Consider the following 23793-nt stretch of genomic DNA (forward strand, 5'->3'; position numbering starts at 1 on the left):
TATCCTTTTTATTGTTCAGGGTTGTACAGACTGTTAAAATTGTTTAGAATAACGGAGGAATATGTTAAAATGATATAAATGTGCTGGGTACGGACATATCCATACATCGAATTAATTTCTACATAATGATTATGATCTTGCTCGTTCTGGCTAGAATAGAACTACCAACGTTAGGAGCGGTTATATACATGAAGCTAATCAATATTGGTTATGGAAACATTGTAGCAGCACACCGAATCATTTCCGTCGTAAGTCCGGAATCAGCGCCGATCAAACGCCTAATAACTATGGCAAGAGACGGAAATATGCTTATTGATGCCACATACGGCAGACGGACGAGGGCGGTCATCATTACGGACAGTGATCACGTTGTACTCTCTGCTGTTCAGCCTGAAACGGTGGCACAGCGGCTTCTCTCGATTGAAGAGGGAGCGGAAGAAAGTTAAGTGGAGGTAAGTATGGATAGAGAACGGGGCATTTTATTTGTGCTCTCCGGCCCATCCGGTGTCGGAAAAGGTACTGTATGCAAAGCGCTGAGAGCACAAAAGCTGGACATTCAATATTCAGTTTCAGCGACCACCCGAAATCCTCGGGTTGGAGAGGTTCATGGGGTAGATTATTTTTTCAAGTCTAAAGAAGAATTTCAGAACATGATTGAAAATAACGAATTGCTCGAATGGGCAGAATACGTCGGCAACTTCTATGGCACACCGATTGAGTATGTCAATCAGACACTGGATGAAGGCCGCGACGTTATTTTAGAAATTGAGGTTCAGGGAGCGCTTCAGGTACGAAAGACCTTTCCAGAAGGCGTTTTTATTTTTCTGACCCCGCCTAGTCTTGAAGAACTGCGAAGCCGCATTGTCGGCAGAGGAACTGAAACGGAAGACTTGATCAATAACCGCATGACAGTAGCCAGGGAAGAAATAGAAATGATGCAGCACTATGATTATTCCGTCGTAAATGATGAGATAAGCCATGCCTGCAGCAGGATCCAGTCTATTATCACCTCTGAACACTGCAAGGTGGACCGTGTAACCAATCGTTATAAAAAATTACTGGGAGATGAATAAGCATGCTGTATCCTTCAATTGATGCCCTTATGGACAAAATAGATTCAAAATATTCACTGGTGACCCTCTCTTCAAAAAGAGCAAGAGAGATTCAGAGAAGCAATAACGGAATCGTTGAAAAGCCGGTTTCCCACAAATTTGTCGGAAAAGCTTTGGAAGAGATTTATGCGGGATATTTAACGCCAAAAAAGTCTGACACTGAATGATGATCAATAACAACCTATGCTTATAGGTTGTTATTTTTTTCAATTTTTGCGGAATATTATATATGTTAATCATAATTATATTATGTAAACAAATAGGCAGGGGGAGATTTCATTGGATCATTCAATGAAAAAGATTTTGCTTTGTGTAACTGGAGGGATTGCGGCATATAAGGCGGCAACGATTGCAAGCCAGCTGTATCAGCTGGGGTTTGAGGTAAAGGTAATGATGTCAGAGTCATCACAGAAGTTTATTACTCCGTTGACACTGCAAACCTTATCCCGGAACGAAGTCTACACCAATACGTTCGAAGAACGGAATCCAAACGTTGTTGCCCATATTGACCTTGCGGATTGGGCAGACCTTGCTGTCGTGGCACCGGCTACCGCAAACTGCATCGGAAAACTGGCAAACGGGATAGCTGATGACATGATTACAACAACTTTACTGGCCACTACAGCACCGATAATGATTGCGCCTGCAATGAATGTCAACATGTATCAGCATCCTGCTGTTCAAGCAAACATGCAAAAGCTGGCAGACTACGGATACCGGTTCGTGGAACCAGGGGAAGGGCTGCTCGCATGCGGCTATATCGGAAAAGGGAGACTTGCTGAGCCAGAAGAAATTATTGCCTGTATTAAGGATTTCTCTGCCAAGCAAATGGATTTGCCTCTTGAAGGAAAAAAGGTCCTGATCACAGCGGGACCAACGAGAGAACAGGTGGACCCTGTGCGTTACTTCACGAATTATTCATCCGGGAAAATGGGTTATGCGATTGCAAGGGCGGCAGCGGGAATGGGAGCTTCAGTCACCTTGGTCAGCGGACCAACAGCGCTTGAAAAACCAGCAGGCGTCATGTTTATACCGGTAGAATCCACCGATGAAATGTTTCATGCGGTTATGAAAGAGTACCCGGAAATGGATCTCGTTATAAAGTCGGCGGCTGTTGCAGATTATACTCCCCGGATTAAATATGGTGAAAAAGTTAAGAAAAAGAATGAGAGCTGGTCGGTGGAAATGGAGAAAACGACCGATATTCTGTCAGTACTCGGAGAGAAAAAAGAGAGACAAGTCCTCGTGGGATTTGCTGCAGAAACCGGAAATCTTGAGGGTTATGCACTCGACAAACTGAAGCGCAAAAACCTGGATATGATCGTTGCCAATAACGTCGCTCAAGAAGGGGCCGGCTTCAGTGTTGATACAAACCGAGTGGTGATTTATAAAAAGGACGGTTCAGCAAAGGAATATCCTCTGCTGTCAAAAGATAAAGTCGCTCAGGAAGTTTTGGCGCAGGCTATGGAACTGATGCCTCTATGATCGCAAAAGTTATCGTGGATGTGCCGGCCAGCAATGTAAACCGCACCTTCGATTATCTTGTACCTGAAGAACTGAAAGATACAGTTAAACCCGGTATGAGGGTAGCCGTGCCTTTTGGACCAAGAAAACTTCAAGGCTTTGTCATCGAGCTTGGCGAGGAGACTTCTGTTCAAAAATTAAAGAAGATCATTGAACTTCTGGATCCGGTCCCAGTTTTGACTGAAGAACTCCTGAAACTCGGCAAGTGGGTATCGGATCAGACACTCTGTTTCTTAATCACAGCTTATCAGGCTATGATTCCAGCTGCTTTAAAAGCCTCCTACCAGAAGGAATTCCGGCTGGTTGACGGAGTCGGCCTCGCTGACTTGCCGGACGGAGCTAGAGAGTGGTTTAAACACCGGGAATACATCCCGATGGAAGATCTGCTGAAAATGTCACCGACACCGCTTGCCCTCTTCCAAAAACTTGTTCAAAAGAATTCCCTGGAAGTGATCTACAGGATGTCAGACAAAATAACGAAGAAAAAAATAAAGATCGTGCAGAGACGGGGAACAGAAGAGGAGAGACTTCAGCATATCGAATCACTTTCCAAACAGGCGGTTAAGCAAAAAGAGATTCTATCATTTCTTCATGAGTCTGAAAGCCCTGTAGTATTAAAAGATCTTCTAGAGATGTTCGACACGACAAGATCAACAGTCCAAGCCTTGGAGAGCAAAGGTTTTATAGAGATAGCGGAGAAGGAGATCTACCGTGATCCGTATGGTGGCCGTGAATTTAAAAGAACGCAGCCCCTGCTCTTAACATCTCAGCAGGAACAAAGCATTCAGCCTGTTTTGGCTGCTCTCGAGGAGAAGAGGCATGAAACTATTCTGCTTCATGGCGTTACAGGAAGCGGTAAAACAGAAATCTATCTGCAGAGTATTGACAGGGCAATTCAAATGGGGCAGGAAGCCATAGTTTTAGTGCCTGAGATATCTCTGACACCGCAGATGGTAAACCGTTTTAAAGGGCGGTTCGGTTCAAGGGTTGCTGTTTTGCATAGTGCTCTGTCCGCCGGAGAAAAATATGATGAGTGGCGAAAAATTCAGCGTAAAGAGGTATCTGTTGTGGTAGGTGCAAGGTCGGCCGTTTTCGCTCCGTTTGAAAATCTGGGCCTGATCATCATCGATGAAGAGCATGAATCAAGCTATAAACAAGAGGAAAATCCCCGTTATCATGCGCGGGATGTTGCTGTGCAGCGGGGAGAGCATCATCAGTGCCCGGTAATTCTAGGAAGCGCCACACCGTCACTTGAATCTTATGCCAGAGCCCAAAAAGGGGTCTACACGCTCTGTGAATTAAGCGACAGAGTGAACAAGAGGGAGCTTCCCTCTGTATCGGTAGTGGATATGAGGGAGGAGCTCAGGGCAGGAAACCGCTCGATGTTTTCCGGTGAGTTATTTGATAAAATCAATGACCGCCTAAAACGCGGAGAACAATCTGTATTGTTTCTCAACCGCAGAGGCTACTCATCGTTTATTCTTTGCAGAGACTGCGGATATGTCGGAGAATGCCCGCATTGTGATATTTCTCTTACGTACCATAAAAAACAGCATCTGCTCAAATGCCATTATTGCGGCCATCAGGAACCGATGCCTTCCCAATGTCCAATGTGTGAAAGTCAGTATATCCGTTTTTTTGGCACAGGGACACAAAAGGTGGAGGAGGAGCTCGCCAAGCTGCTGCCTCACGCAAGAGTGATCAGGATGGATGTGGATACGACCGGGCGAAAAGGGAGCCATGAAAAGCTCCTCAATCAGTTTGGTGAAGGAAAAGCAGACATATTGCTCGGCACGCAGATGATCGCGAAGGGGCTTGATTTCCCAAAAGTGACACTGGTGGGGGTGCTTGCTGCGGATACGATGCTGCACCTTCCCGATTTCAGAGCCTCTGAAAAAACCTTTCAGCTCCTCACCCAGGTCAGCGGAAGAGCAGGGCGGCACGAGCTTTCGGGAGAAGTGGTCGTACAGACATACACCGTCGGCCATTACAGCATAGATCTGGCATCAGGACATGATTATCATTCGTTCTATGAAACGGAAATGCAGATCAGACGGGAGCACAAATATCCTCCGTATTACTATTTGACGCTCATTTCGTTTTCGCACACTGAGCTATTGAAGGCTGTAGATGCCAGTGAAAAATCGGCATCCTATCTTCAGCAGAAAGTGTCTCCGGGAACAATCATCCTGGGTCCGGTCGTCTCGCCGATTGCCCGTATTAAAGATAGATATCGATATCAGGTAATGATAAAATACAAAAATGAACCTCGGCTTAGTGACTTGATCTCAGAGCTATTGCAGCATTTTCAGCATGAAATGGATGGGAACGGCCTGCAGATTTCAGTCGATATGAACGCGCAAAATATTATGTAAGCCTATAGATGGGAGAGAATGAGGATGGGAGTTAGGGAGATTGTAGTTTATCCTGACGAAATTTTAGAAAAGAAATGTGAAAAAGTGACAGAATTCAACCAGAAGCTGAGCCAGCTGATCGATGATATGTTTGAAACGATGTATGAAGCGGAAGGAGTAGGGCTTGCAGCTCCTCAGATTGGGATCGGCAAACAGATTGCTGTAGTTGATGTCGGAGATGAAACAGGTAAAATTGAACTGGTCAACCCGGTCATTGAAAAAATGGAAAGCGAACAGGACGGTCCAGAAGGGTGCCTTAGCTTCCCAGGTATATTTGGAGATGTTAAACGCGCACAAAAAGTCAGTGTAACTGCACAGGACAGGCATGGAAGAACGTTCACGATTACTGCAGAAGACTTTCTTGCCCGCGCCCTTCAGCATGAGATCGACCACCTGAACGGAATTCTATTTACCTCTAAGGTCAGTTCGTATTATGAACCGGGAGAGTTTGAAAGGTAGGAGTTACAAATGAAAATAGTATTTATGGGAACGCCTGATTTTTCTGTGCCAGTGCTGCGCAGACTCGTTAACGACGGCTATGAAGTCGCAGCCGTCGTCACGCAGCCGGACAAGCCGCAAGGGAGGAAAAAGGAAATTAAGCCAACGCCGGTGAAAGCAGAAGCCGAATTGCACGGCATTCCTGTCTTGCAGCCTGTAAAACTAAAGAATGAGTTTCAGGAAATTTTAGATCTGCAGCCGGATTTGATCGTAACTGCGGCATACGGACAAATTTTGCCTTCAGAAATATTAGAAGCACCGGAATATGGCTGTATTAATGTTCATGCTTCACTATTGCCGGAATACCGAGGCGGAGCGCCGATCCATCAGAGTATCATTGACGGGAAGAAAGAAACGGGCGTAACGATCATGTACATGGTAGATAAGCTCGATGCCGGCGACATTCTGACACAGGTAGTGGTCCCAATAGGTGAAGAAGACCATGTCGACAGCATGTTCAGTAAACTCAGCATTGCAGGAGCAGAACTCTTATCCAGTACAATACCTGACCTGATCGAGGGGAAATTAAGCCCGATAAAGCAAGATGATGATAAAGTTACCTATGCCTATAATATCTCTAGGGAAAAAGAGAAGATCGACTGGACAATGAGCGGTGAAGCCATCTATAACCAGATAAGAGGACTTCATCCTTGGCCGGTTGCATTTTCCACATTGAATGGCCAGACGTTAAAAATATGGTGGGGTAAAAAGGTCCCTGTTCCATCGGATGCAGTGCCTGGGACTGTTCTTGAAACAAGCAAAGAGGGATTGACTGTGAAGACCGGAGATTCTACGGGAATATTGATCACCGATCTGCAGCCGGCCGGAAAAAAACGCATGGCAGCTTCACAATTTTTACAAGGAGCCAAACTGGAACCGGGTACAATGCTGGGTGAAGAACTGTGAAACAAAACGTGAGAAATACTGCAGTTGAAGTTTTATTGAAAATTGAACAAAATCAGGCCTATAGCAATCTTTTGCTGAATCAGTCCATACAGAAGGCCAATCTTAGCCAAAAGGATGTCGGATTGCTGACGGAGCTTGTATACGGGACTGTCCAGAGGAAAAACACTCTTGATTATCTGCTGGGTCCTTTTGTCTCAAAAGGGTTGAAAAAGCTTGAAAAATGGGTGCTTGTCCTGCTGAGGATGTCCCTCTACCAAATGGTCTATCTCGATAAGATTCCGGATCATGCCATCATTAATGAAGCGGTAGAAATTGCTAAGAAACGAGGGCACAAAGGGATCTCCGGCATGGTAAACGGCGTGCTGAGAAGAATTCAGAGGGAAGGAACGGCTGATCTTTCCGAAGTGACACATGATGAGGAAAGACTCGCTCTTCAATACAGCATGCCTGAGTGGCTGGTCCAGCGATGGATCACTCAGTATGGCCTGGATAATGCTGAAAAGATGTGCGCGGCTAACATGGAGCCTGCCCCCGTTACGGGCCGTGTCAACAGCATGAGATCCAGCAGGGAGAAAGTGCTGCAATCGCTGCATGATGAAGGCATAGAGGGGAGCAACGGCGGCCTTTCGCCCGATGCGATTAAATTAAAAAAAGGGAGCCTTTCACATTCTTCTTCATTTAAGGAAGGATATGTTACAATACAAGACGAAAGCTCCATGCTCGTTGCAAGGGCGCTTAATCCATCATCAAACGAAAAAATCCTGGATGCCTGTGCAGCTCCTGGAGGAAAAACGACCCATATTGCCGAACTGTTAAATAATACGGGAGAGGTAACGGCCCTGGATCTTCACCCTCATAAGGTGAAATTGATACAGGAGCAGGCGGAGCGCCTAGGCCTTACCAATATTAAAACGGAAGCTCTTGACAGCCGCAAGGCCGGGGAAAAGTTTTCTGTGTCATCGTTTGACAGGATTCTGGTAGATGCACCGTGCAGCGGTTTCGGAGTGATACGAAAAAAACCCGACATCAAATGGTCGAAAAAAGAAGAGGATATCCATCGCATAGCCGAGATTCAGATGCAGATCCTCGATAAAGTGGCCGAACTGTTAAAACCCGGCGGTACTTTGCTGTACAGTACATGTACCGTCGATAAAGAGGAAAATGATGAAATTGCAGATGCTTTCTTAAAGCATCATTCAGATTTTGAATGGGACAAGTCTTTTAACGAACGGCTTCCTGAACCCTTACAGCCGTACCTTAAACCTGCTGAAGCACAGGTACAGATTCTTCCTCATTATTTTAACAGCGATGGTTTTTACCTTGCATGCTTTAAGAAAAAGACTACAACTGGTGGTGAAACCCAATGTTAAAACCGTTAAGTGAAAAACAGCAGAACCCGGCAATTATGCCTTCTATTTTTTCGCTTGAGCTGACAGATCTGGAAGATTGGCTTTCTGATATAAAAGAACCTAAGTTCCGTGCTTCCCAGGTTTATGATTGGCTTTACGAAAAAAGAATTACGAGTTATGAAGAAATGTCGAACCTTCCTAAAGGGCTTCGCGATAAGATGCAAGAAACCTTTCATATTCAGCCGATGAAAGAATTAGCACGTCAGGAATCTTCTGATGGTACGATAAAATTTTTGTTTGAACTCCAGGACGGTTATTCTATCGAAACAGTTCTGATGCGCCATGAATATGGAAACAGTGTGTGTGTGACAACACAGGTAGGCTGCCGTCTCGGCTGTACATTCTGTGCGTCAACGCTCGGGGGCTTAAAGAGAAATCTGCATGCCGGCGAGATTGTAGCTCAAGTTCTACAAGTGCAGCGTGCGCTCGATGCCACTGAAGAAAGAGTAAGCTCAATTGTCATCATGGGAATTGGTGAACCTTTCGATAACTACGAAGGTCTGATCAAGTTCCTAAAAGTAGTAAACCATGACAAAGGGCTGAATATCGGTGCAAGGCATATTACTGTTTCCACAAGCGGTATCGTGCCTTACATCTACAAATTTGCTGATGAAGGGATGCAGATCAACTTTGCGGTATCCCTTCATGCTCCGAATACTGAAATCAGAAGCAAGCTCATGCCGGTCAACCGCATGTATCCAATGGAAGAACTGATGGAATCCATTCGTTATTACATCAAGAAGACCGGTCGCCGGATTTCATTTGAATATGGTCTTTTCGGCGGTGTGAATGATCAGGTTGAACATGCTGAAGAACTTGCAGATCTGATTAAAAACGTAAAATGCCATGTAAACCTGATTCCTGTCAACTATGTACCGGAACGTGATTATGTCCGGACACCTAAGAAGCAGATCTTCAAATTTTTAGATACGCTAAAAAAACGGGGTATCAATGCTACCTTACGCAGGGAGCAGGGACATGATATTGACGCAGCCTGCGGGCAGTTAAGAGCGAAGGAGCGTCAGGAAGAGACGAGGTGACGTAAATTGCAGTATGCCTTTAAAACAGATACTGGTAGAGTTCGTCAGCATAATGAAGACAGCGGGGGAGTGTTCACAAAAGGTGAACACTTTCTTGCCCTTATTGCGGATGGCATGGGGGGACATAAAGCCGGAGATGTTGCCAGTTCCAAAACAATTCAGTCATTTGAGGAAGCCTGGAACGCTTCTTCGGAAGAAATTTCAGAGACTCCTGTAAAGGCTGAAGAATGGCTTTTAGAAACGGTAACACAGACCAATTTGGATCTGCATCAGTATGCAAATAAGAATATTGACTGCAGCGGGATGGGGACAACGCTTGTCGGAGCCCTTTGCACACCTTCCTATTTAACTATTTTACATATTGGTGACAGCCGCGTTTATTATTTCTCTGAAAAAAAGCTGATTCAAAAGACCGAAGACCATACCCTCGTTAATGAGCTGGTGCGGTCAGGGCAGCTATCGGAAATAGAAGCGGAAAATCACCCTAGAAAGAATGTGATTTTGCGGGCCCTTGGAACGGATGACCATATTGATGTGGATATTCAAACGATTTCCTGGGGCGAGGGAGATATCGTTTTGTTATGTTCAGACGGCCTCTCTAACAAAGTAACCCGCGAAACGATGGAAAACATACTGAATGATGACAACCTCTCGTTGGAAGATAAAGCTGATCGACTTGTGAACCTTGCAAATGAGGCCGGAGGAGAGGATAATATCACGATTGGACTCGTCCATTATACGCCCCAGACACCGGAAAAGGGAGTAAGTTAAATGATTGGCAAGCGTATAAGCGGCCGCTATAAGTTGCTTGAAGTCATCGGTGATGGCGGAATGGCAATCGTATACCGTGCCAAGGACTTAATCCTTGACCGGGATGTTGCGGTTAAAATACTTCGATCAGAGTTTTCAGACGACGAGGAGTTCATCAAACGATTCAGAAGAGAGGCTGAAGCGGCAACAAGTCTCGCCCATCCTCACATCGTAAGCATATTTGATGTGGGAGAGGAAAATAACGTGTACTTCATAGTCATGGAGTATGTAAAAGGGAAAACATTAAAACAATACATCAGGGATCATGGCCGCCTGTCTGTTGAAGAATCCATACAGATTATCAGGCAGATTGCCTCAGGAATGGTTGCAGCTCATGAGCATGGGATCATACACAGAGATATCAAGCCCCATAATATCTTAATTGATGAGAATGGATTGGCAAAAGTTACAGACTTTGGGATCGCTCTCGCCATCACATCCGCAACGATTACCCATACAAACTCAGTGCTTGGATCGGTCCATTACTTCTCTCCGGAACAGGCGCGAGGAGGAGTGGCCAATGCAAAATCGGACATCTATTCCCTAGGTGTTGTGCTGTTTGAAATGCTGACAGGCAGGGTTCCCTTTACAGGGGAATCACCGGTATCCGTAGCACTCAAGCATCTTCAGGAGGAAGTTCCCGAGCCAAGGAAAATCAATCCGGAAATTCCACAGAGTGTTGAAAATATTATTCTTAAAGCACTGACAAAAAATCCGGTGTACCGGTATGACAGTGCTCTTGAAATGATGGACGACCTGGACACGGCTCTCTCTCCTCACCGTCTGCATGAGCAGCGGTGGAGCAATTTTGATGATGCGGCAGATGCTACACGGGTCATGCCTCCGGTATCCATGAACAAAGCAGTCGAAAAGCCGGTTGCAATATCAAAAGATACCACAAAGCCTCCGCCAAAAAAGAAGAAAAAAAGTTGGTGGCTTGTACTGCTGATTTTACTGCTTTTGCTCGCAGGTGCTGGAGCGGCTGCCTTTGTGGTCATGCCTGGTTGGTTTAAAGTGAAAGATGTTTCTGTTCCCAATGTTATCCATAAAGATTACGAATACGGGTTTGAACGGCTCGCAAAACTCGGTTTTAACGTCGAACGGAAAGAGCGCTACGATGAAGATGTGGAACAGGGGAAAATTATAAAACAGGATCCTGATCCCCATTCTATGGTTAAAGAAGGCAGCACGGTTACACTTTTTGTTTCTAAAGGCTTTAAGAAAGTGGACATGCTGGATCTTACCGGAATGAGTGAAGATGCTGCACGAGACCTCTTAAACGAAAGAGGCTACGATAGCAAGAACATTGAGACCATACCGGTGGAATCAGAGGAAACGCCTGAGGGTGAGGTCGTCTCACAGAGCCCGGATAAAGGGGAAAAAGTCAATCCGAGCGAAATACAGGTGATTCTTCGTGTCAGTACTGGCCCGCCTTCGATTCAGCTTGAGAACTTATCAAATTCCTCGAAAGAAGATGTTGAGAAATACATCTCGCAGGAAGGGCTTAATGTCAACTTTACAAAAGAGTACTCTGATACCGTAGAAGAAGGAAAGGTCATCTCGCAAAAACCTTCACCTTATACGAATGTCAAAAAAGGTTCTACGGTTGATGTCGTTATTTCAAAAGGCAAAAAACCAGAACCGAAGCCCAAACCAAAGCCTGATGTTCAGGAAGACATCACATTTAATAATAAAATAACAGTTGAAGTTTCAAAGGGTGATGAGAATAAACAGTTCCAGGTCAGAATTGTTTACAGCGATGCCAAAGAGGAAAATGCTGTTTTCGTAGAAGAAGAAATTTCCCAGACGAAAGAGTATATGGTGCCTTTGACCGTCTCGCCGGACCATGATGCTTCCTATACCGTTTATTTAAATGGGAAAGAGCAGGCATCAAAAACATTTAATTATCAAGATGCGAAGGAAGGTAAATTCAAAGGAGCGAACAATGGACAATAAGACTGAAGGCAGAATTATTAAATCAGTCGCAGGATTCTATTATGTACAATACAATGACAAAGTCTTTCAATGCAGAGGCCGTGGCAATTTCCGTAAAAAGAAAATTACGCCTGTGGTCGGAGATTGGGTCGTATTTGAATCCTCCAACCCGACAGACGGATACATTATGGATGTTAAGGAAAGAAAGAACGAGTTAAACCGGCCGCCAATTTCAAATGTTGACCAGGCAATTCTCGTTTTCTCTGCCGTCCGGCCGGAATTTTCAAGTTCACTGCTGGACCGTTTTCTTGTTCATATCGAAGACAATGGCATTCAGCCGGTGATCTGCTTTACGAAGATGGATTTGATTGAAAGTGCAGAGTATCAGAAGGAAATCGAAAATTACATCGCTGCTTATAAGAAGCTCGGATATGAGGTCATTCCAACCTCTGCGATGTCGCTGGCCGGTATGGAAGACATCAAACCGATATTTAAAGGAAAAACGAGCGTCTTCGCAGGACAGTCCGGGGTAGGGAAGTCGTCTCTCTTGAATGCGCTGATGCCTGAACTCATGCTGGAGACGAATGACATATCAGATCATCTTGGACGCGGAAAGCATACAACGAGGCATGTTGAACTCCTTCCTTTTGAAGGGGGCTTGATCGCAGACACTCCTGGATTCAGCTCATTGGACTTTGTAGAAATTGAAACCGAAGAGCTCTCCTACAACTTCCCTGAGATGAAACAGAGGGTATCACAATGCAAGTTTCGCGGCTGCACTCACAGCTCTGAACCGAAATGCGCAGTAAAAAAAGCAGTGGAAGAGGGAGAGATCCCATCGTTCCGCTATGATCATTATCTTGAATTTTTGCAGGAAATCAAGGATCAAAAACGGAGGTACTAACATGATAAAAGTTGCGCCTTCCATTCTTTCCGCAGACTTTTCAAAGCTCGGTGAAGAAATTAAGGCAGTGGAAGAAAACGGTGCTGATTATATCCATATCGATGTGATGGATGGGCATTTTGTGCCGAATATTACGATGGGGCCTTTAGTCGTTAAAGCCATCAGGCCGCTCACTGAACTGACATTTGATGTACATTTAATGATTGAAAACCCTGACCGGTATATCCCGGAGTTTGCAAAAGCAGGTGCTGATATCATTACTGTTCATGTTGAAGCATGTCCGCACCTTCATCGGACCATTCAATTAATTAAAGAGCAGGGAAAAAAGGCAGGGGTCGTATTAAATCCTGCTACTCCTGTTGAAACCATTCAGCATATTTTGGCTGATATAGACCTTGTGCTCATCATGTCTGTAAATCCAGGCTTTGGTGGACAATCCTTCATACACACTGTGCTTCCTAAGATTGAAGTATTATCTGCGAGGATCAAGGAGCAGGGCTTGAACGTTGAAATTGAGGTAGACGGCGGCGTGAACGCAGAGACTGCCCGTCTTTGTGAGAAAGCTGGAGCTACCGTATTAGTAGCGGGATCAGCCATTTATGGGCAAAAAGACATAAAGGGTGCAATCCGTACCATTCGTGGTGTATAATATATAATAAGTATAATTGAAAAAAGTAACCACAGGGGGAGTCCCAAACAGGGGCTGAGAGGGGAGTACACTCCCGACCCTTTGAACCTGAAGCAGGATCATGCCTGCGTAGGAATGTGGAGTCGCAGTTGTTAACGATAAGCAACCGTCATTCACATGCCGGTTGCTTTTTTCTTTTTATTAAAGATGTTTGGGGGAGATTGATTTGAGTAAAAAAATTATGTTTTTGACTGAAGTGGCGATGATGTCAGCGTTGGCCATCATACTTAGTTTTGTTCAATTTAAAGGGCTTTGGGCAAATGGAGGCTCAGTTTCATTGGAGATGCTGCCAATCTTTTTAATGGCATTCCGCCGAGGGGTCCCTGGTGGAGTATTAACTGGTCTGATTGTCGGGATGGTAAAGATCCTGGTTGATGGAACCGCAGGATACAATCCCGCAGGTTTGATCCTGGATTACCCTCTCGCGTTCCTATTGGCTGGATTTGCCGGGGTGTTTAAAGTCAGTTCGGAAAGCCAATCTAAAAGGAGGATCTCAGCGATTGTGGCAGGCATCGCCTTCGGAAGCCTGCTCCGTTTGGCCTCCCATGTTGTATCAGGAGTCATATTCTTTGCATCATACGCCCCAAAAGGCATGAACCCTGTGCTGTACTCCATTGTGTATAATGCTTCATACATGATCCCGGTTGCTTTGATCACTGCAGCTGCTTTTATTTTCTTGACAAAAACAGCACCGCGGCTGCTGCATAGGACCGATCCAAGAGTTGTTAACGCGGCATGAAAATTATCATTTTAGCAGGAGGTCCGGAAGAAAGGCAGCCGGACCTCTCTTTATTTGCCGGCGAAAAGGCAGTCTGGGCAGGTGTTGACCGCGGCGTATTCTACTTGTTGAAAAAAGGAATCATACCCGGCTGTGTATTTGGAGATTTCGATTCTGTGAACAGCAGTGAGCGTGAATGGATGGCTTCATTTAACCTTCCTTCTTTTGAGTATGACAGTGAAAAGGATAAAACTGATCTAGAGCTGGCCCTTGAATGGGCACTGGGGCAAAAACCGGAACAGATCCTGCTGCTGGGTGTTACGGGCGGGCGCCTGGATCATGAACTGGCCAATATCCAATTGCTCCTTCATGGACTCGAAGCCGGAATTAACATTGAAATATGGGACAGGCAGAATAAGATTGCCTTATCAGCACCAGGACCGCATATCATACAACAAGAGCCTGAGTTCTCTTATGTCTCTTTCCTTCCATTTAACGGGCCTGTTACCGGCCTGACTCTGACAGGGTTCAAATATCCGCTTCAGGATCAATACTTGCCGATGGGTTCTACTCTCTGCATTTCCAATGAGCTTGTAAATAAAAGTGGTACTTATTCATTCTCGGGCGGCATATTAATGTTGGTAAAGAGCCATGATTAATATTTTATGCGTCGGGCCGCATGGTACTATTTTTATAAAAGCGAATATATTTATTAGGGAATGTCTTATTTTTTCAAAGGGCCTGGAGGAGGGGTATGATGAAATTTTACACCATTAAACTGCCTAGGTTTTTAGGAGGATTTGTACGTGCGGTTTTAGGTTCATTTAAAAAAGGATAATCACTTCCATCCAAAAGAAAAAAGCACCCATCAAGGGTGCTTTTTTCTTTTCAAGAAGTGTTGTCCCGTTCCAGCGCTTGTCGGACCTTGCAGCCCGCTTGCGCTTTTCCAAATAAAAAACAACGGGGATGCCGTTGTTTTAAGAGCGATTAAACGCGTTCAACTTTTCCGGATTTAAGGGCACGTGCAGAAACATAAACACGTTTAGGCTTCCCGTCAACCAAGATGCGGACTTTTTGAACGTTTACTCCCCAGCTCTTTTTAGATTTGTTCAATGCGTGGGAACGCTTGTTTCCTGTTTTAGGTCCTTTACCAGTAACGTAACATTTGCGTGACATAATTGTACCTCCTTTATAACAGTAAAACTGTATCATATCAGTCGTATGTTAAATACTAACCTATAGTAGCATGACCACTTAAGAAAAGCAACAAATGATTTTTCGTATTTCAAGTAAAAAGGCTTGACATGGCTTTGTGACTATTGTCAAATGGAGTTGTCCTTTCATAAAACTTAATTTTATAGTAAAATGAGGTTTAGCCATAATTGATTGATTAAAGGGGGATTCATCATGTCCATCGAAATGAAGAATAAATACGGCCAGATTGACATTTCTACGGAAGTGATCGCTACTATTGCTGGCGGCGCTGCTATTGATTGCTACGGTATTGTAGGCATGGCTTCCAGGAAGCAGTTAAAGGATGGTATTACCGAACTTTTAGGACGTGACAACTTCTCCCGGGGGATTGTGGTTCGGCAAGAAGAAGATGAAGTACATATTGATATGTATATTATTGTAAGCTACGGAACAAAGATTTCTGAAGTAGCCCATAATGTACAGACAAAAGTGAAATATACCCTCGATCAAATGCTGGGTCTCTCTGTAGATTCTGTTAACATTTTTGTTCAGGGTGTCAGGGTGACAACCCCTTAGTTAGGAGGAAAGTTCGTGTCTTTAACAGTTTTAGACGGTAAAAAGTTTGCGGCTATGGTTGCATTGGGAGCCGCAAACTTATCAAAAAACGCAGCAATGGTAGATGCACTTAATGTTTTTCCTGTGCCGGACGGGGATACAGGAACCAACATGAACCTTACGATTACTTCTGGTGCAAAAGAAGTTCAAAACAACATAATTCCCGATATCAGTAAAGTCGCGAGCTCTTTTTCCCGAGGCTTGCTCATGGGGGCAAGAGGCAACTCCGGGGTTATATTATCCCAGCTTTTCCGTGGTTTTTCAAAATCAATCGAAGGAAAAGAAACCATTACTTCGGCTGACTTTGCAAGAGCATTTGAGAACGGAGTAGAAACAGCCTATAAGGCTGTGATGAAGCCCATCGAGGGAACCATTCTTACGGTGGCTAAAGATGCGGCAAAACGTGCTGTTAAGGCGGCTAAAAAAAGTGATGATATCCTTTTCGTCATGTACGAAGTTGTAACGGAAGCCAAAGCTTCCCTAGACAGAACTCCTGACTTGCTTCCGGTTTTGAAAGAAGTAGGCGTTGTTGATTCAGGCGGGCAAGGGCTTCTGACGGTTTATGAAGGCTTTCTGTCCGCACTGGAAGGAAAGGACCTTCCTGAAATTTCTCCGCAAGGGCCTTCTATGAAGGAAATGGTTAATGCCGAGCACCATAAAGCACAGCTTCATATGAAAACCGAAGATATCCATTTCGGATACTGTACAGAGTTTATGGTGAAATTCGAACCTGAGAAATTAAAGAAGGCGCCTTTCATTGAGGAAGCATTCCGTAATGAATTAAACGAGCATGGCGATTCTTTGCTTGTTGTTGCCGATGATGATCTTGTAAAAGTTCATATTCATACGGAACAGCCGGGCAACATGCTTACCCTTGCTCAGAAACATGGAAGTCTGATCAACATTAAAATTGAAAACATGCGTGAGCAGCATACTGCGATTTTGGAATCTGAGACACATGTGCCCGTTAAGATGCCTGAATCTAAACAAGAGAAAAAAGCATATGGCATCGTTACCGTAGCGATGGGGAGCGGCATTAAAGAATTGTTCACTTCACTCGGTGCCGGTTACGTTATTGAAGGCGGACAAACGATGAACCCTAGTACCGAAGATATCGTCAAAGCCATTGAAGAAGTGAATGCCGAAAAAGTAATCGTGCTTCCGAACAACGGAAACATTGTTATGGCTGCAGAGCAGGCAGCATCCATCGTCGACCAGGATGTAATCGTCGTCCGCTCTAAAAACGTTCCTCAGGGAATGGCGGCTCTGCTTGTGTTTAACCCTTCAGCAGAATTGGAAGAAAATCATAAGAAGATGACAGACGCGCTTTCAAGCGTAAAATCCGGACAGCTTACATTTGCTGTAAGAGATACTTCCATTGATGGCGTCGAGATTTCAAAAGGCGATTTCATGGGGATCTTGAACGGCAAGATCGTAGCTTCCATGCCGGATAAAGATGAAGCGGTTCAGGAGCTTGTAAAGGAAATGATTGATGAGGATTCTGAAATCATCACCCTGATTTCCGGTGAAGATGCATCGGATGAAGATACGGAACGTTTAGTTCAGTTTATCGAGGAATCTTTCCCTTCTATAGAAGTGGAAGTCCATGAGGGCAGCCAGCCGCTTTATCCTTTTATTATCTCAGTTGAGTAGGTAAAATGTTCTCTCCATTATTGTTGAGTTATGATACAGTAATGGAGGGAATATTTTTTATGTCAGCTATATTTTTATCGGAGGGACATGAATGAAATACAAAAGTGTTTTTGATATAATCGGGCCAGTCATGATTGGGCCATCAAGCTCCCATACAGCAGGAGCTGCACGAATCGGGAGGGTCGCCCGCCACCTGTTTGGCAGGAAGCCAGAATATGCCCATATTTCTTTTTATGGTTCGTTTGCAAAAACGTACCGCGGACACGGGACTGATGTGGCGATCGTTGGAGGAATCCTTGATTTTGATACTTTTGATACTAGGATTGTGGATGCGCTTTCATTGGCGGAAGAGCAAGGTATTGAGATAAAGATGACCGAGGAAGATGCACTGACCGATCATCCCAATACCGCAAAGATCATTCTTGGTGACCAGAATGGAAAAATTGAACTGGTTGGGATATCGATCGGCGGAGGGAAAATAGAGATAGTTGAGCTAAACGGTTTTGAACTGAAGCTGAGCGGAAACCACCCTGCAATACTGATTGTTCATAACGACAGATACGGAGCCATCGCAGGAGTTGCAAATATTCTCGCCAAGCATCAGATCAATATCGGCCACATGCGGGTTTCACGGAAAGAAAAAGGACAAGAAGCTCTCATGATCATTGAAGTAGACCAAAATATAGACCCGGTACTCATCGAGGAGATTGAATCACTGCCAATTGTACAGCAAGTGGTAAAAATTAATGAGTAACCTTGAAAGGGAGAAGTAAGTATGTTTCGTAATGTTGCCGAACTAGTGGAACTTGCCGAGGCAAAAGAATGCAAGATTTCAGATATCATGATTGAGCAGGAAATGGAGTTTACTGGCCGGACGAAAGATGAAATCATCAGCCAGATGGACAGAAACTTAAAGGTAATGGAAGAAGCTGTTGAACGAGGAATAACGGAAGATGTTAAATCTCATTCCGGATTGACTGGCGGGGATGCCATCCTCCTTCAGAATTATTTAAAAAGCGGGAAAAGCCTTTCAGGTGAATTCATGCTGGATGCGGTCAGTAAAGCTATCGCAACCAATGAAGTCAACGCGGCGATGGGAACCATCTGTGCTACCCCTACAGCAGGCTCAGCAGGCGTGGTTCCTGGAACGCTCTTTGCCTTGAAAGATAAATTAAATCCGACAAGAGAGCAGATGGTCGCCTTTTTATTTGCTTCTGGAGCTTTCGGATTTGTAGTCGCCAACAATGCTTCTATTTCAGGTGCTGCCGGGGGCTGTCAGGCAGAAGTCGGATCAGCGACCGGTATGGCAGCAGCGGCCATTGTTGAGCTAGCTGGCGGGACACCTTCACAGTCCGCAGAAGCGATGGCTATCGCTCTGAAGAACATGCTCGGGCTCGTTTGTGATCCTGTTGCAGGCCTTGTAGAAGTACCTTGTGTAAAGCGGAACGCCATGGGAGCAAGCAATGCAATTGTTGCTGCTGATATGGCGCTCGCAGGAATCAAGAGCAGGATTCCGTGCGATGAAGTCATCGATGCGATGTACAAGATCGGGCAATCAATGCCGACAGCACTGAAAGAAACAGCGCAAGGAGGTTTGGCGGCTACACCAACTGCCCGGGAGCTTGAAGCGAAAATATTTGGAATAGCCCTGGAAAAAAAATGAAGCTTAACGAATTAAAAGTGACAGAGATCAATGGGATCGGTGAGAGCAAATCAGAAGAACTGAAAGAGCTTGGGGTTGTCTCAGTGATGGATCTGCTTGAATATTTGCCGTTCCGCTATGACAATCATCAGCTGAAAGATCTGGCCGATGTAAAACATGAAGAGAGGGCAACAATCGAAGGGAAGGTTCACAGTGAACCTTCTCTCCGTTATTTTCCAAGAAAAAAATCAAAACTCAGCATCAGGGTGCTGATCGGACGTTATTTAATTACTGCTGTCTTTTTTAATCAGCCGTATTTAAAAAAGCAGCTTACACCCGGACAAACGGTTACCCTCACAGGGAAATGGGATGCTCATAAAATGACCCTGACCGTCAATGACATTAAATTTGGGCTGCAGCCGCAAGATGAAAGCATCGATCCCATCTATCCGGTCAAGGGAGAGATGAGCGTTAAGCAAGTAAGGAGGCTGATCAAACTCGCCTTCAACCAATATGGTGAGGAGGTTGAGGAAGTGCTTCCGAAGGAGAGTTTGGAGTCCTATAAGCTCTGGCCGAGAAAACAAGCCCTATACAGCCTGCACTTTCCGAAGAGTTTTGAACATTTAAAACAGGCGCGCCGCCGGATGGTATATGAGGAATTCCTGCTTTTTCAGCTTAAGATGCAAATGTTTAAAAAGATCAACCGGGAACAGTCTGCCGGAGAAAAACTGCATTTCAGCATGGATGATGTCAACAGGTTTGTTACTTCCTTACCGTTCCCGCTGACGAATGCCCAGCAGCGGGTCACTCATGAAATTTTAAAAGACATGTCCTCTCCCCACAGGATGAATCGCCTTCTTCAGGGAGATGTCGGATCTGGCAAAACAGTCGTTGCAGCCATCGCCCTATTTGCAGCTGTTTCCTCAGGAAGCCAAGGAGCTTTGATGGTACCGACAGAAATATTGGCGGAACAGCACTACCATTCGCTTCTCCAACTGCTTGAACCTCATCAGATTAAAGTGGAATTACTGACAAGTTCTGTGAAAGGGAAAAGACGGGCAGATATTTTAGCAAAGCTTGCAGAGGGAGAAGTGAATGTGTTAATTGGTACACACGCACTCATTCAGGATGAGGTTGTATTTCATCAATTAGGCCTTGTCATAACTGATGAACAGCACCGTTTCGGCGTCAAACAGCGCCGGGTGCTGCGAGAAAAAGGACAAAGTCCGGATGTTCTGTTCATGACAGCAACCCCCATTCCGCGGACGCTTGCAATCTCCGTGTTTGGAGACATGGATGTTTCTGTCATCGACGAAATGCCAGCCGGCAGAAAAGCTATCGAAACCTATTGGGCTAAACATAACATGCTTGACCGTGTCCTCGGTTTTGTACAGAAAGAGCTTGATCAAGGGAGACAGGCCTATGTGATCTGTCCGCTTATTGAGGAGTCAGACAAGCTGGATGTACAGAATGCGATTGATGTGCATGCACAGCTGCAGCACTATTTTCATCAATACAGGGTCGGCTTAATGCATGGAAGGCTCCATTCCTCTGAAAAAGAGGAAGTGATGAGAGAATTTACTGAGAATAAGTGCCATGTTCTGGTATCTACGACCGTAGTGGAAGTAGGAGTAAACGTACCGAACGCCACGATGATGGTGATCTACGATGCGGAAAGGTTTGGCCTGTCACAGCTTCATCAGCTCAGGGGCCGCGTTGGCCGTGGAAGTGATCAGTCGTATTGTATATTAATCGCTGACCCGAAATCAGAAGAGGGAAAAGAAAGAATGAGGATCATGACTGAAACCTCTGATGGTTTTGTTCTGTCAGAAAAAGATCTTGAACTTAGAGGCCCTGGGGACTTCTTCGGCAGCAAACAGAGCGGGGTTCCAGATTTTAAGATCGCAGATATCGTGCATGACTACCGTGTGCTCGAGGTGGCGAGGAACGATGCTTCCCGGCTCGTCAATTCAGAAGCGCTTTTTCATGAAGAGGCCTACGCTCCGCTTAGAAGCTTCTTGGAAAAGGAAGGCGTGTTAACATCGGAACGCCTTGACTGATGAGGGTTCTGCTTCCGACGAATAGGTCCTTTCTTGAAATGATATAGCTGCTATTATATACTACTGTTAGTACCAGCTCTTAAAAAGCGAAAAACCGTGCATCCATAGAGGCTGATGCTTAAATGGCATATCTGGATGGTGTATACATGAAAAGAACGAAAAAAGAACGACAGGCTTTGCTGAAAGCTACGATTGAAAGGACGCCGTTTATTACGGATGAAGAACTGGCGGATAAATTCACTGTCAGTGTCCAGACCATACGGCTTGACCGTCTTGAACTTTCGATCCCGGAACTGAGGGAACGGATCAAAAACGTTGCACAGCAGCAGCTGGATACCGTTAAAGCCCTTCCGCTCGAGGAAGTAATCGGCGAAATTATTGATCTCCAGCTGGACGAAGCAGCGATATCCATATTGGACATAAAGAGTGAACATGTATTTTCCCGGACAAAAATAGCAAGGGGGCATCATCTGTTTGCGCAGGCAAACTCACTTGCCGTAGCCATTATAAACGATGAGCTGGCCCTTACTTCAAAGGCAAAGATCCGTTTTACCCGGCAAGTAAAAGAAGGGGAGCGAGTTGTTGCCAAGGCAAGGGTGAGCAGCATTGAAGACTACCGGACGACCGTGGAAGTTACGAGCTATGTAGATAAAGAGGCTGTTTTTTCCGGGGAGTTCATCATGTTCCGTTCAACTGGAGAAGGAAGGGAAGGGAGTACGACATGAGAATTGCCATCGATGCGATGGGAGGCGACAATGCTCCGGAAGCTCAGGTTAAAGGAGCTTTAAAAGCACTTTCTGCCTTTGATGATCTTACAGTGATTTTAATTGGAGATGAAAAGAAAATCTCTCCTTATCTGACTTCTGAAAAAAACATAGAAGTCATCCACACGGAAGAAAAAATAACGAGCGATGATGAACCTGTACGTGCAGTGCGGAAGAAAAAGAATGCTTCCATGGTTCTCGCCGCTAAAGAGGTAAAAGAGGGGCGGGCGGATGCCTGTATCTCAGCAGGGAATACTGGAGCACTTATGGCTTCTGGTCTGTTTAATGTTGGGAGGATCAGCGGTATTGACCGTCCGGCTCTATCTCCGACGCTTCCGACAGTAGACGGGAAGGGATTTTTGCTCCTGGATGTAGGCGCCAATATGGATGCAAAACCTGAGCATCTGCTGCAATACGCTATCATGGGAAGTACATATGCAGAGCAAGTAAGGGGAACGAGTTCTCCGAGAGTCGGTCTTTTGAATGTCGGCACGGAGGATGAAAAAGGGAATGCCCTAAGCAAAGCGGCCTTTCAGCTGCTGAAAGAAGCTCCCGTGAACTTTATCGGTAACGTTGAAGCAAGGGACCTCCTGAACGGAGCGGCTGATGTTGTCGTCTGCGATGGGTTTTCCGGAAACGTAGTGCTGAAAACGATAGAAGGTACCGCACTGACGATGTTTTCCATGCTTAAGCAGGAGCTTACAGCGACTGCTGTCAGCAAGATTGCAGCAGGGATTTTAAAACCTCGGCTTAAAGGCCTGAAGAACAAGCTGGACTATTCAGAGTATGGCGGAGCTGGATTGTTTGGGCTTGCTGCACCGGTAGTAAAAGCCCATGGGTCTTCCGATGAGAATGCGATTTATAATGCGGTAAGACAAACGAGAACGATGGTTGAAAAAAATGTTGTTCAAATCATTGCTGAAAAGATGAAAGAACTTGAAAAAGAAGAACAAAAGGGGGAAGAATAATGGGTAAAATTGCTTTTCTTTTTCCGGGACAGGGCTCCCAAAGCGTTGGAATGGCGCAAGAACTGGCACAAAATTTCGTAGAAGCCCGAACTATCTTTGATACCGCAGATGAAAAGCTCGGTATTTCTTTGTCTTCTATCATTTTTGAAGGGCCTGAAGAAGTCTTAAAACGTACAGAAAACACACAGCCGGCCCTGCTGACTGCAAGTATTGCTGTTTTGGAAGTATTTAAGAAATATGGGATCCAAGCTGACTATGCAGCCGGGCACAGTCTTGGGGAATATTCAGCTCTTGTGGCAGCTGGCAGTCTGTCGTTTGAAGATGCTGTATACGCGGTCAGACAGCGTGGCCTTTTTATGGAAGAAGCCGTGCCGACTGGAGTCGGTGCGATGTCTGCCATCCTGGGAATGAAACAGGAGGAACTTGAAGCCATTACAGAAAAGGTTACTGAGAACGGGCATGCTGTTCAGGTCGCTAATCTTAACTGTCCGGGGCAGATTGTTATTTCTGGTACTGCTCAGGGAGTTGCAGACGCGTCAAGGCTTGCGAAAGAAAACGGTGCAAAAGTGATCCCGCTGCAAGTGAGCGGACCTTTCCATTCTTCCTTAATGGAGCCGGCAGCTGAGAAAATGCAAGATGTTCTTGACTCGATTACGATTCAGGATGCAGAAATTCCGGTCCTTGCGAACGTCTCTGCCAAACAGGTAACAGATGCAGAGGAAATAAAAGAAAAGCTCGTCAAGCAAATCTACTCTCCGGTCAGATGGGAAGAGACCATTAATGAACTAATGGCTTTAGGTGTAGATACCTTTATCGAAATCGGACCAGGTAAAGTGCTGTCAGGCCTCGTGAAGAAAGTGAATCGCCGGGCAAATGTCATCGCCATCAGTGATGAAGCAACCATAAATGCAGCAGCGGAAAAGCTGAAGGGAGAGTAAA

At 45.2% G+C, this 23793-nt stretch carries 25 protein-coding genes and 1 riboswitch; of the genes, 24 read left to right on the forward strand and 1 reads right to left on the reverse strand.

Annotation, left to right across the window (positions count from 1 at the left end; all coding sequences use genetic code 11):
- Positions 1 to 182 precede the first annotated feature (182 nt).
- The 16 genes from remA to spoVM all read left to right on the forward strand — a co-directional run bounded on the left by remA (position 183) and on the right by spoVM (position 14796).
- Positions 183 to 446, forward strand: a complete 264-nt coding sequence (remA, locus tag LCY76_RS10100; RefSeq protein WP_053358281.1) for an extracellular matrix/biofilm regulator RemA — start codon at positions 183 to 185, stop codon at positions 444 to 446.
- Positions 447 to 458: 12 nt separating this feature from the next.
- A complete protein-coding gene (gmk, locus tag LCY76_RS10105; RefSeq protein WP_053354545.1) occupies positions 459 to 1073 on the forward strand; it encodes a guanylate kinase in 615 nt (204 codons plus the stop codon).
- Between the two features lie 2 nt (positions 1074 to 1075).
- Complete coding sequence (gene rpoZ / locus LCY76_RS10110; protein ID WP_248252538.1) at positions 1076 to 1279, forward strand: DNA-directed RNA polymerase subunit omega; 204 nt, start codon at positions 1076 to 1078, stop codon at positions 1277 to 1279.
- A gap of 124 nt (positions 1280 to 1403) precedes the next feature.
- On the forward strand, positions 1404 to 2597 hold the full coding sequence (gene coaBC, locus LCY76_RS10115) for a bifunctional phosphopantothenoylcysteine decarboxylase/phosphopantothenate--cysteine ligase CoaBC (protein WP_248254645.1): 1194 nt from the start codon (positions 1404 to 1406) through the stop codon (positions 2595 to 2597).
- Complete coding sequence (priA, locus tag LCY76_RS10120) at positions 2594 to 5011, forward strand: primosomal protein N' (protein ID WP_248252539.1); 2418 nt, start codon at positions 2594 to 2596, stop codon at positions 5009 to 5011. Before coaBC ends, priA begins: the two co-directional genes overlap by 4 nt.
- Positions 5012 to 5035: 24 nt before the next feature.
- Positions 5036 to 5509, forward strand: a complete 474-nt coding sequence (gene def, locus LCY76_RS10125) for a peptide deformylase (RefSeq protein ID WP_248252540.1) — start codon at positions 5036 to 5038, stop codon at positions 5507 to 5509.
- 9 nt (positions 5510 to 5518) lie between these two features.
- Positions 5519 to 6454, forward strand: coding sequence for a methionyl-tRNA formyltransferase (gene fmt / locus LCY76_RS10130; protein WP_248252541.1), 936 nt, complete (start codon positions 5519 to 5521; stop codon positions 6452 to 6454).
- Positions 6451 to 7824, forward strand: coding sequence for a 16S rRNA (cytosine(967)-C(5))-methyltransferase RsmB (gene rsmB, locus LCY76_RS10135; RefSeq protein ID WP_248252542.1), 1374 nt, complete (start codon positions 6451 to 6453; stop codon positions 7822 to 7824). Before fmt ends, rsmB begins: the two co-directional genes overlap by 4 nt.
- Entirely contained in the window at positions 7818 to 8903 is a 1086-nt protein-coding gene (rlmN, locus tag LCY76_RS10140) for a dual-specificity RNA methyltransferase RlmN (protein ID WP_248252543.1), read from the forward strand. The genes rsmB and rlmN overlap by 7 nt, the downstream gene beginning before the upstream one ends.
- A gap of 6 nt (positions 8904 to 8909) precedes the next feature.
- The gene (locus tag LCY76_RS10145; protein WP_248252544.1) at positions 8910 to 9674 is read left to right on the forward strand and encodes a Stp1/IreP family PP2C-type Ser/Thr phosphatase; all 765 of its coding nucleotides are present in this window, start codon (positions 8910 to 8912) and stop codon (positions 9672 to 9674) included.
- Positions 9675 to 11669, forward strand: a complete 1995-nt coding sequence (gene pknB / locus LCY76_RS10150; protein WP_248252545.1) for a Stk1 family PASTA domain-containing Ser/Thr kinase — start codon at positions 9675 to 9677, stop codon at positions 11667 to 11669.
- Entirely contained in the window at positions 11659 to 12552 is an 894-nt protein-coding gene (gene rsgA / locus LCY76_RS10155; RefSeq protein WP_248252546.1) for a ribosome small subunit-dependent GTPase A, read from the forward strand. The genes pknB and rsgA overlap by 11 nt, the downstream gene beginning before the upstream one ends.
- A gap of 1 nt (position 12553) precedes the next feature.
- The gene (rpe, locus tag LCY76_RS10160; protein ID WP_248252547.1) at positions 12554 to 13201 is read left to right on the forward strand and encodes a ribulose-phosphate 3-epimerase; all 648 of its coding nucleotides are present in this window, start codon (positions 12554 to 12556) and stop codon (positions 13199 to 13201) included.
- 24 nt (positions 13202 to 13225) lie between these two features.
- Positions 13226 to 13333, forward strand: a riboswitch (TPP riboswitch).
- Positions 13334 to 13406: 73 nt separating this feature from the next.
- On the forward strand, positions 13407 to 13979 hold the full coding sequence (gene thiT, locus LCY76_RS10165) for an energy-coupled thiamine transporter ThiT (RefSeq protein ID WP_248252548.1): 573 nt from the start codon (positions 13407 to 13409) through the stop codon (positions 13977 to 13979).
- A complete protein-coding gene (locus LCY76_RS10170; protein ID WP_248252549.1) occupies positions 13976 to 14617 on the forward strand; it encodes a thiamine diphosphokinase in 642 nt (213 codons plus the stop codon). Before thiT ends, LCY76_RS10170 begins: the two co-directional genes overlap by 4 nt.
- Before the next feature lie 98 nt (positions 14618 to 14715).
- Positions 14716 to 14796 carry a stage V sporulation protein SpoVM gene (spoVM, locus tag LCY76_RS10175; protein ID WP_053354533.1) on the forward strand — a complete coding sequence of 27 codons (81 nt, stop codon included), beginning with the start codon at positions 14716 to 14718 and terminating at the stop codon, positions 14794 to 14796.
- 149 nt (positions 14797 to 14945) lie between these two features.
- Here spoVM and rpmB read toward each other — a convergent pair whose 3' ends face one another.
- Complete coding sequence (gene rpmB, locus LCY76_RS10180) at positions 14946 to 15134, reverse strand: 50S ribosomal protein L28 (protein WP_248252550.1); 189 nt, start codon at positions 15132 to 15134, stop codon at positions 14946 to 14948.
- A 231-nt stretch (positions 15135 to 15365) separates the two neighbouring features.
- Between rpmB and LCY76_RS10185 the strand changes: the two genes are divergently transcribed.
- The 8 genes from LCY76_RS10185 to fabD all read left to right on the forward strand — a co-directional run bounded on the left by LCY76_RS10185 (position 15366) and on the right by fabD (position 23792).
- Complete coding sequence (locus LCY76_RS10185; protein WP_053354531.1) at positions 15366 to 15728, forward strand: Asp23/Gls24 family envelope stress response protein; 363 nt, start codon at positions 15366 to 15368, stop codon at positions 15726 to 15728.
- A 15-nt stretch (positions 15729 to 15743) separates the two neighbouring features.
- Positions 15744 to 17420 (forward strand): DAK2 domain-containing protein, encoded by a 1677-nt coding sequence (locus LCY76_RS10190; RefSeq protein WP_248252551.1) that lies wholly within the window; start codon positions 15744 to 15746, stop codon positions 17418 to 17420.
- 91 nt (positions 17421 to 17511) lie between these two features.
- Positions 17512 to 18174: an L-serine ammonia-lyase, iron-sulfur-dependent subunit beta gene (sdaAB, locus tag LCY76_RS10195; RefSeq protein WP_248252552.1), complete on the forward strand. Its 663-nt coding sequence runs from the start codon at positions 17512 to 17514 to the stop codon at positions 18172 to 18174.
- 21 nt (positions 18175 to 18195) lie between these two features.
- A complete protein-coding gene (gene sdaAA, locus LCY76_RS10200) occupies positions 18196 to 19083 on the forward strand; it encodes an L-serine ammonia-lyase, iron-sulfur-dependent, subunit alpha (protein ID WP_248252553.1) in 888 nt (295 codons plus the stop codon).
- Positions 19080 to 21122, forward strand: a complete 2043-nt coding sequence (gene recG / locus LCY76_RS10205; protein ID WP_248252554.1) for an ATP-dependent DNA helicase RecG — start codon at positions 19080 to 19082, stop codon at positions 21120 to 21122. Before sdaAA ends, recG begins: the two co-directional genes overlap by 4 nt.
- A 146-nt stretch (positions 21123 to 21268) precedes the next feature.
- A complete protein-coding gene (fapR, locus tag LCY76_RS10210) occupies positions 21269 to 21847 on the forward strand; it encodes a transcription factor FapR (protein ID WP_248252555.1) in 579 nt (192 codons plus the stop codon).
- Positions 21844 to 22854, forward strand: a complete 1011-nt coding sequence (plsX, locus tag LCY76_RS10215; protein ID WP_248252556.1) for a phosphate acyltransferase PlsX — start codon at positions 21844 to 21846, stop codon at positions 22852 to 22854. The genes fapR and plsX overlap by 4 nt, the downstream gene beginning before the upstream one ends.
- On the forward strand, positions 22854 to 23792 hold the full coding sequence (fabD, locus tag LCY76_RS10220; protein WP_248252557.1) for an ACP S-malonyltransferase: 939 nt from the start codon (positions 22854 to 22856) through the stop codon (positions 23790 to 23792). Before plsX ends, fabD begins: the two co-directional genes overlap by 1 nt.
- The last annotated feature ends 1 nt before the right edge of the window (position 23793 follow it).

It is taken from the genome of Fictibacillus marinisediminis (genome assembly GCF_023149135.1).
Classification (GTDB): Bacteria; Bacillota; Bacilli; order Bacillales; family Fictibacillaceae; genus Fictibacillus_C; species Fictibacillus_C marinisediminis.

Excerpts from the sequence above, each read along its gene's own strand:
- gmk (WP_053354545.1), top strand. The coding sequence starts at position 459 with ATGGATAGAGAACGGGGCATTTTATTTGTGCTCTCCGGCCCATCCGGT.
- rpoZ (WP_248252538.1), top strand. The coding sequence starts at position 1,076 with ATGCTGTATCCTTCAATTGATGCCCTTATGGACAAAATAGATTCAAAA.
- coaBC (WP_248254645.1), top strand. The coding sequence starts at position 1,404 with ATGAAAAAGATTTTGCTTTGTGTAACTGGAGGGATTGCGGCATATAAG.
- priA (WP_248252539.1), top strand. The coding sequence starts at position 2,594 with ATGATCGCAAAAGTTATCGTGGATGTGCCGGCCAGCAATGTAAACCGC.
- def (WP_248252540.1), top strand. The coding sequence starts at position 5,036 with ATGGGAGTTAGGGAGATTGTAGTTTATCCTGACGAAATTTTAGAAAAG.
- fmt (WP_248252541.1), top strand. The coding sequence starts at position 5,519 with ATGAAAATAGTATTTATGGGAACGCCTGATTTTTCTGTGCCAGTGCTG.
- rlmN (WP_248252543.1), top strand. The coding sequence starts at position 7,818 with ATGTTAAAACCGTTAAGTGAAAAACAGCAGAACCCGGCAATTATGCCT.
- pknB (WP_248252545.1), top strand. The coding sequence starts at position 9,675 with ATGATTGGCAAGCGTATAAGCGGCCGCTATAAGTTGCTTGAAGTCATC.
- rsgA (WP_248252546.1), top strand. The coding sequence starts at position 11,659 with ATGGACAATAAGACTGAAGGCAGAATTATTAAATCAGTCGCAGGATTC.
- rpe (WP_248252547.1), top strand. The coding sequence starts at position 12,554 with ATGATAAAAGTTGCGCCTTCCATTCTTTCCGCAGACTTTTCAAAGCTC.
- LCY76_RS10170 (WP_248252549.1), top strand. The coding sequence starts at position 13,976 with ATGAAAATTATCATTTTAGCAGGAGGTCCGGAAGAAAGGCAGCCGGAC.
- spoVM (WP_053354533.1), top strand. The coding sequence starts at position 14,716 with ATGAAATTTTACACCATTAAACTGCCTAGGTTTTTAGGAGGATTTGTA.
- rpmB (WP_248252550.1), bottom strand. The coding sequence starts at position 15,134 with ATGTCACGCAAATGTTACGTTACTGGTAAAGGACCTAAAACAGGAAAC.
- LCY76_RS10185 (WP_053354531.1), top strand. The coding sequence starts at position 15,366 with ATGTCCATCGAAATGAAGAATAAATACGGCCAGATTGACATTTCTACG.
- sdaAB (WP_248252552.1), top strand. The coding sequence starts at position 17,512 with ATGAAATACAAAAGTGTTTTTGATATAATCGGGCCAGTCATGATTGGG.
- sdaAA (WP_248252553.1), top strand. The coding sequence starts at position 18,196 with ATGTTTCGTAATGTTGCCGAACTAGTGGAACTTGCCGAGGCAAAAGAA.
- recG (WP_248252554.1), top strand. The coding sequence starts at position 19,080 with ATGAAGCTTAACGAATTAAAAGTGACAGAGATCAATGGGATCGGTGAG.
- fapR (WP_248252555.1), top strand. The coding sequence starts at position 21,269 with ATGAAAAGAACGAAAAAAGAACGACAGGCTTTGCTGAAAGCTACGATT.
- plsX (WP_248252556.1), top strand. The coding sequence starts at position 21,844 with ATGAGAATTGCCATCGATGCGATGGGAGGCGACAATGCTCCGGAAGCT.
- fabD (WP_248252557.1), top strand. The coding sequence starts at position 22,854 with ATGGGTAAAATTGCTTTTCTTTTTCCGGGACAGGGCTCCCAAAGCGTT.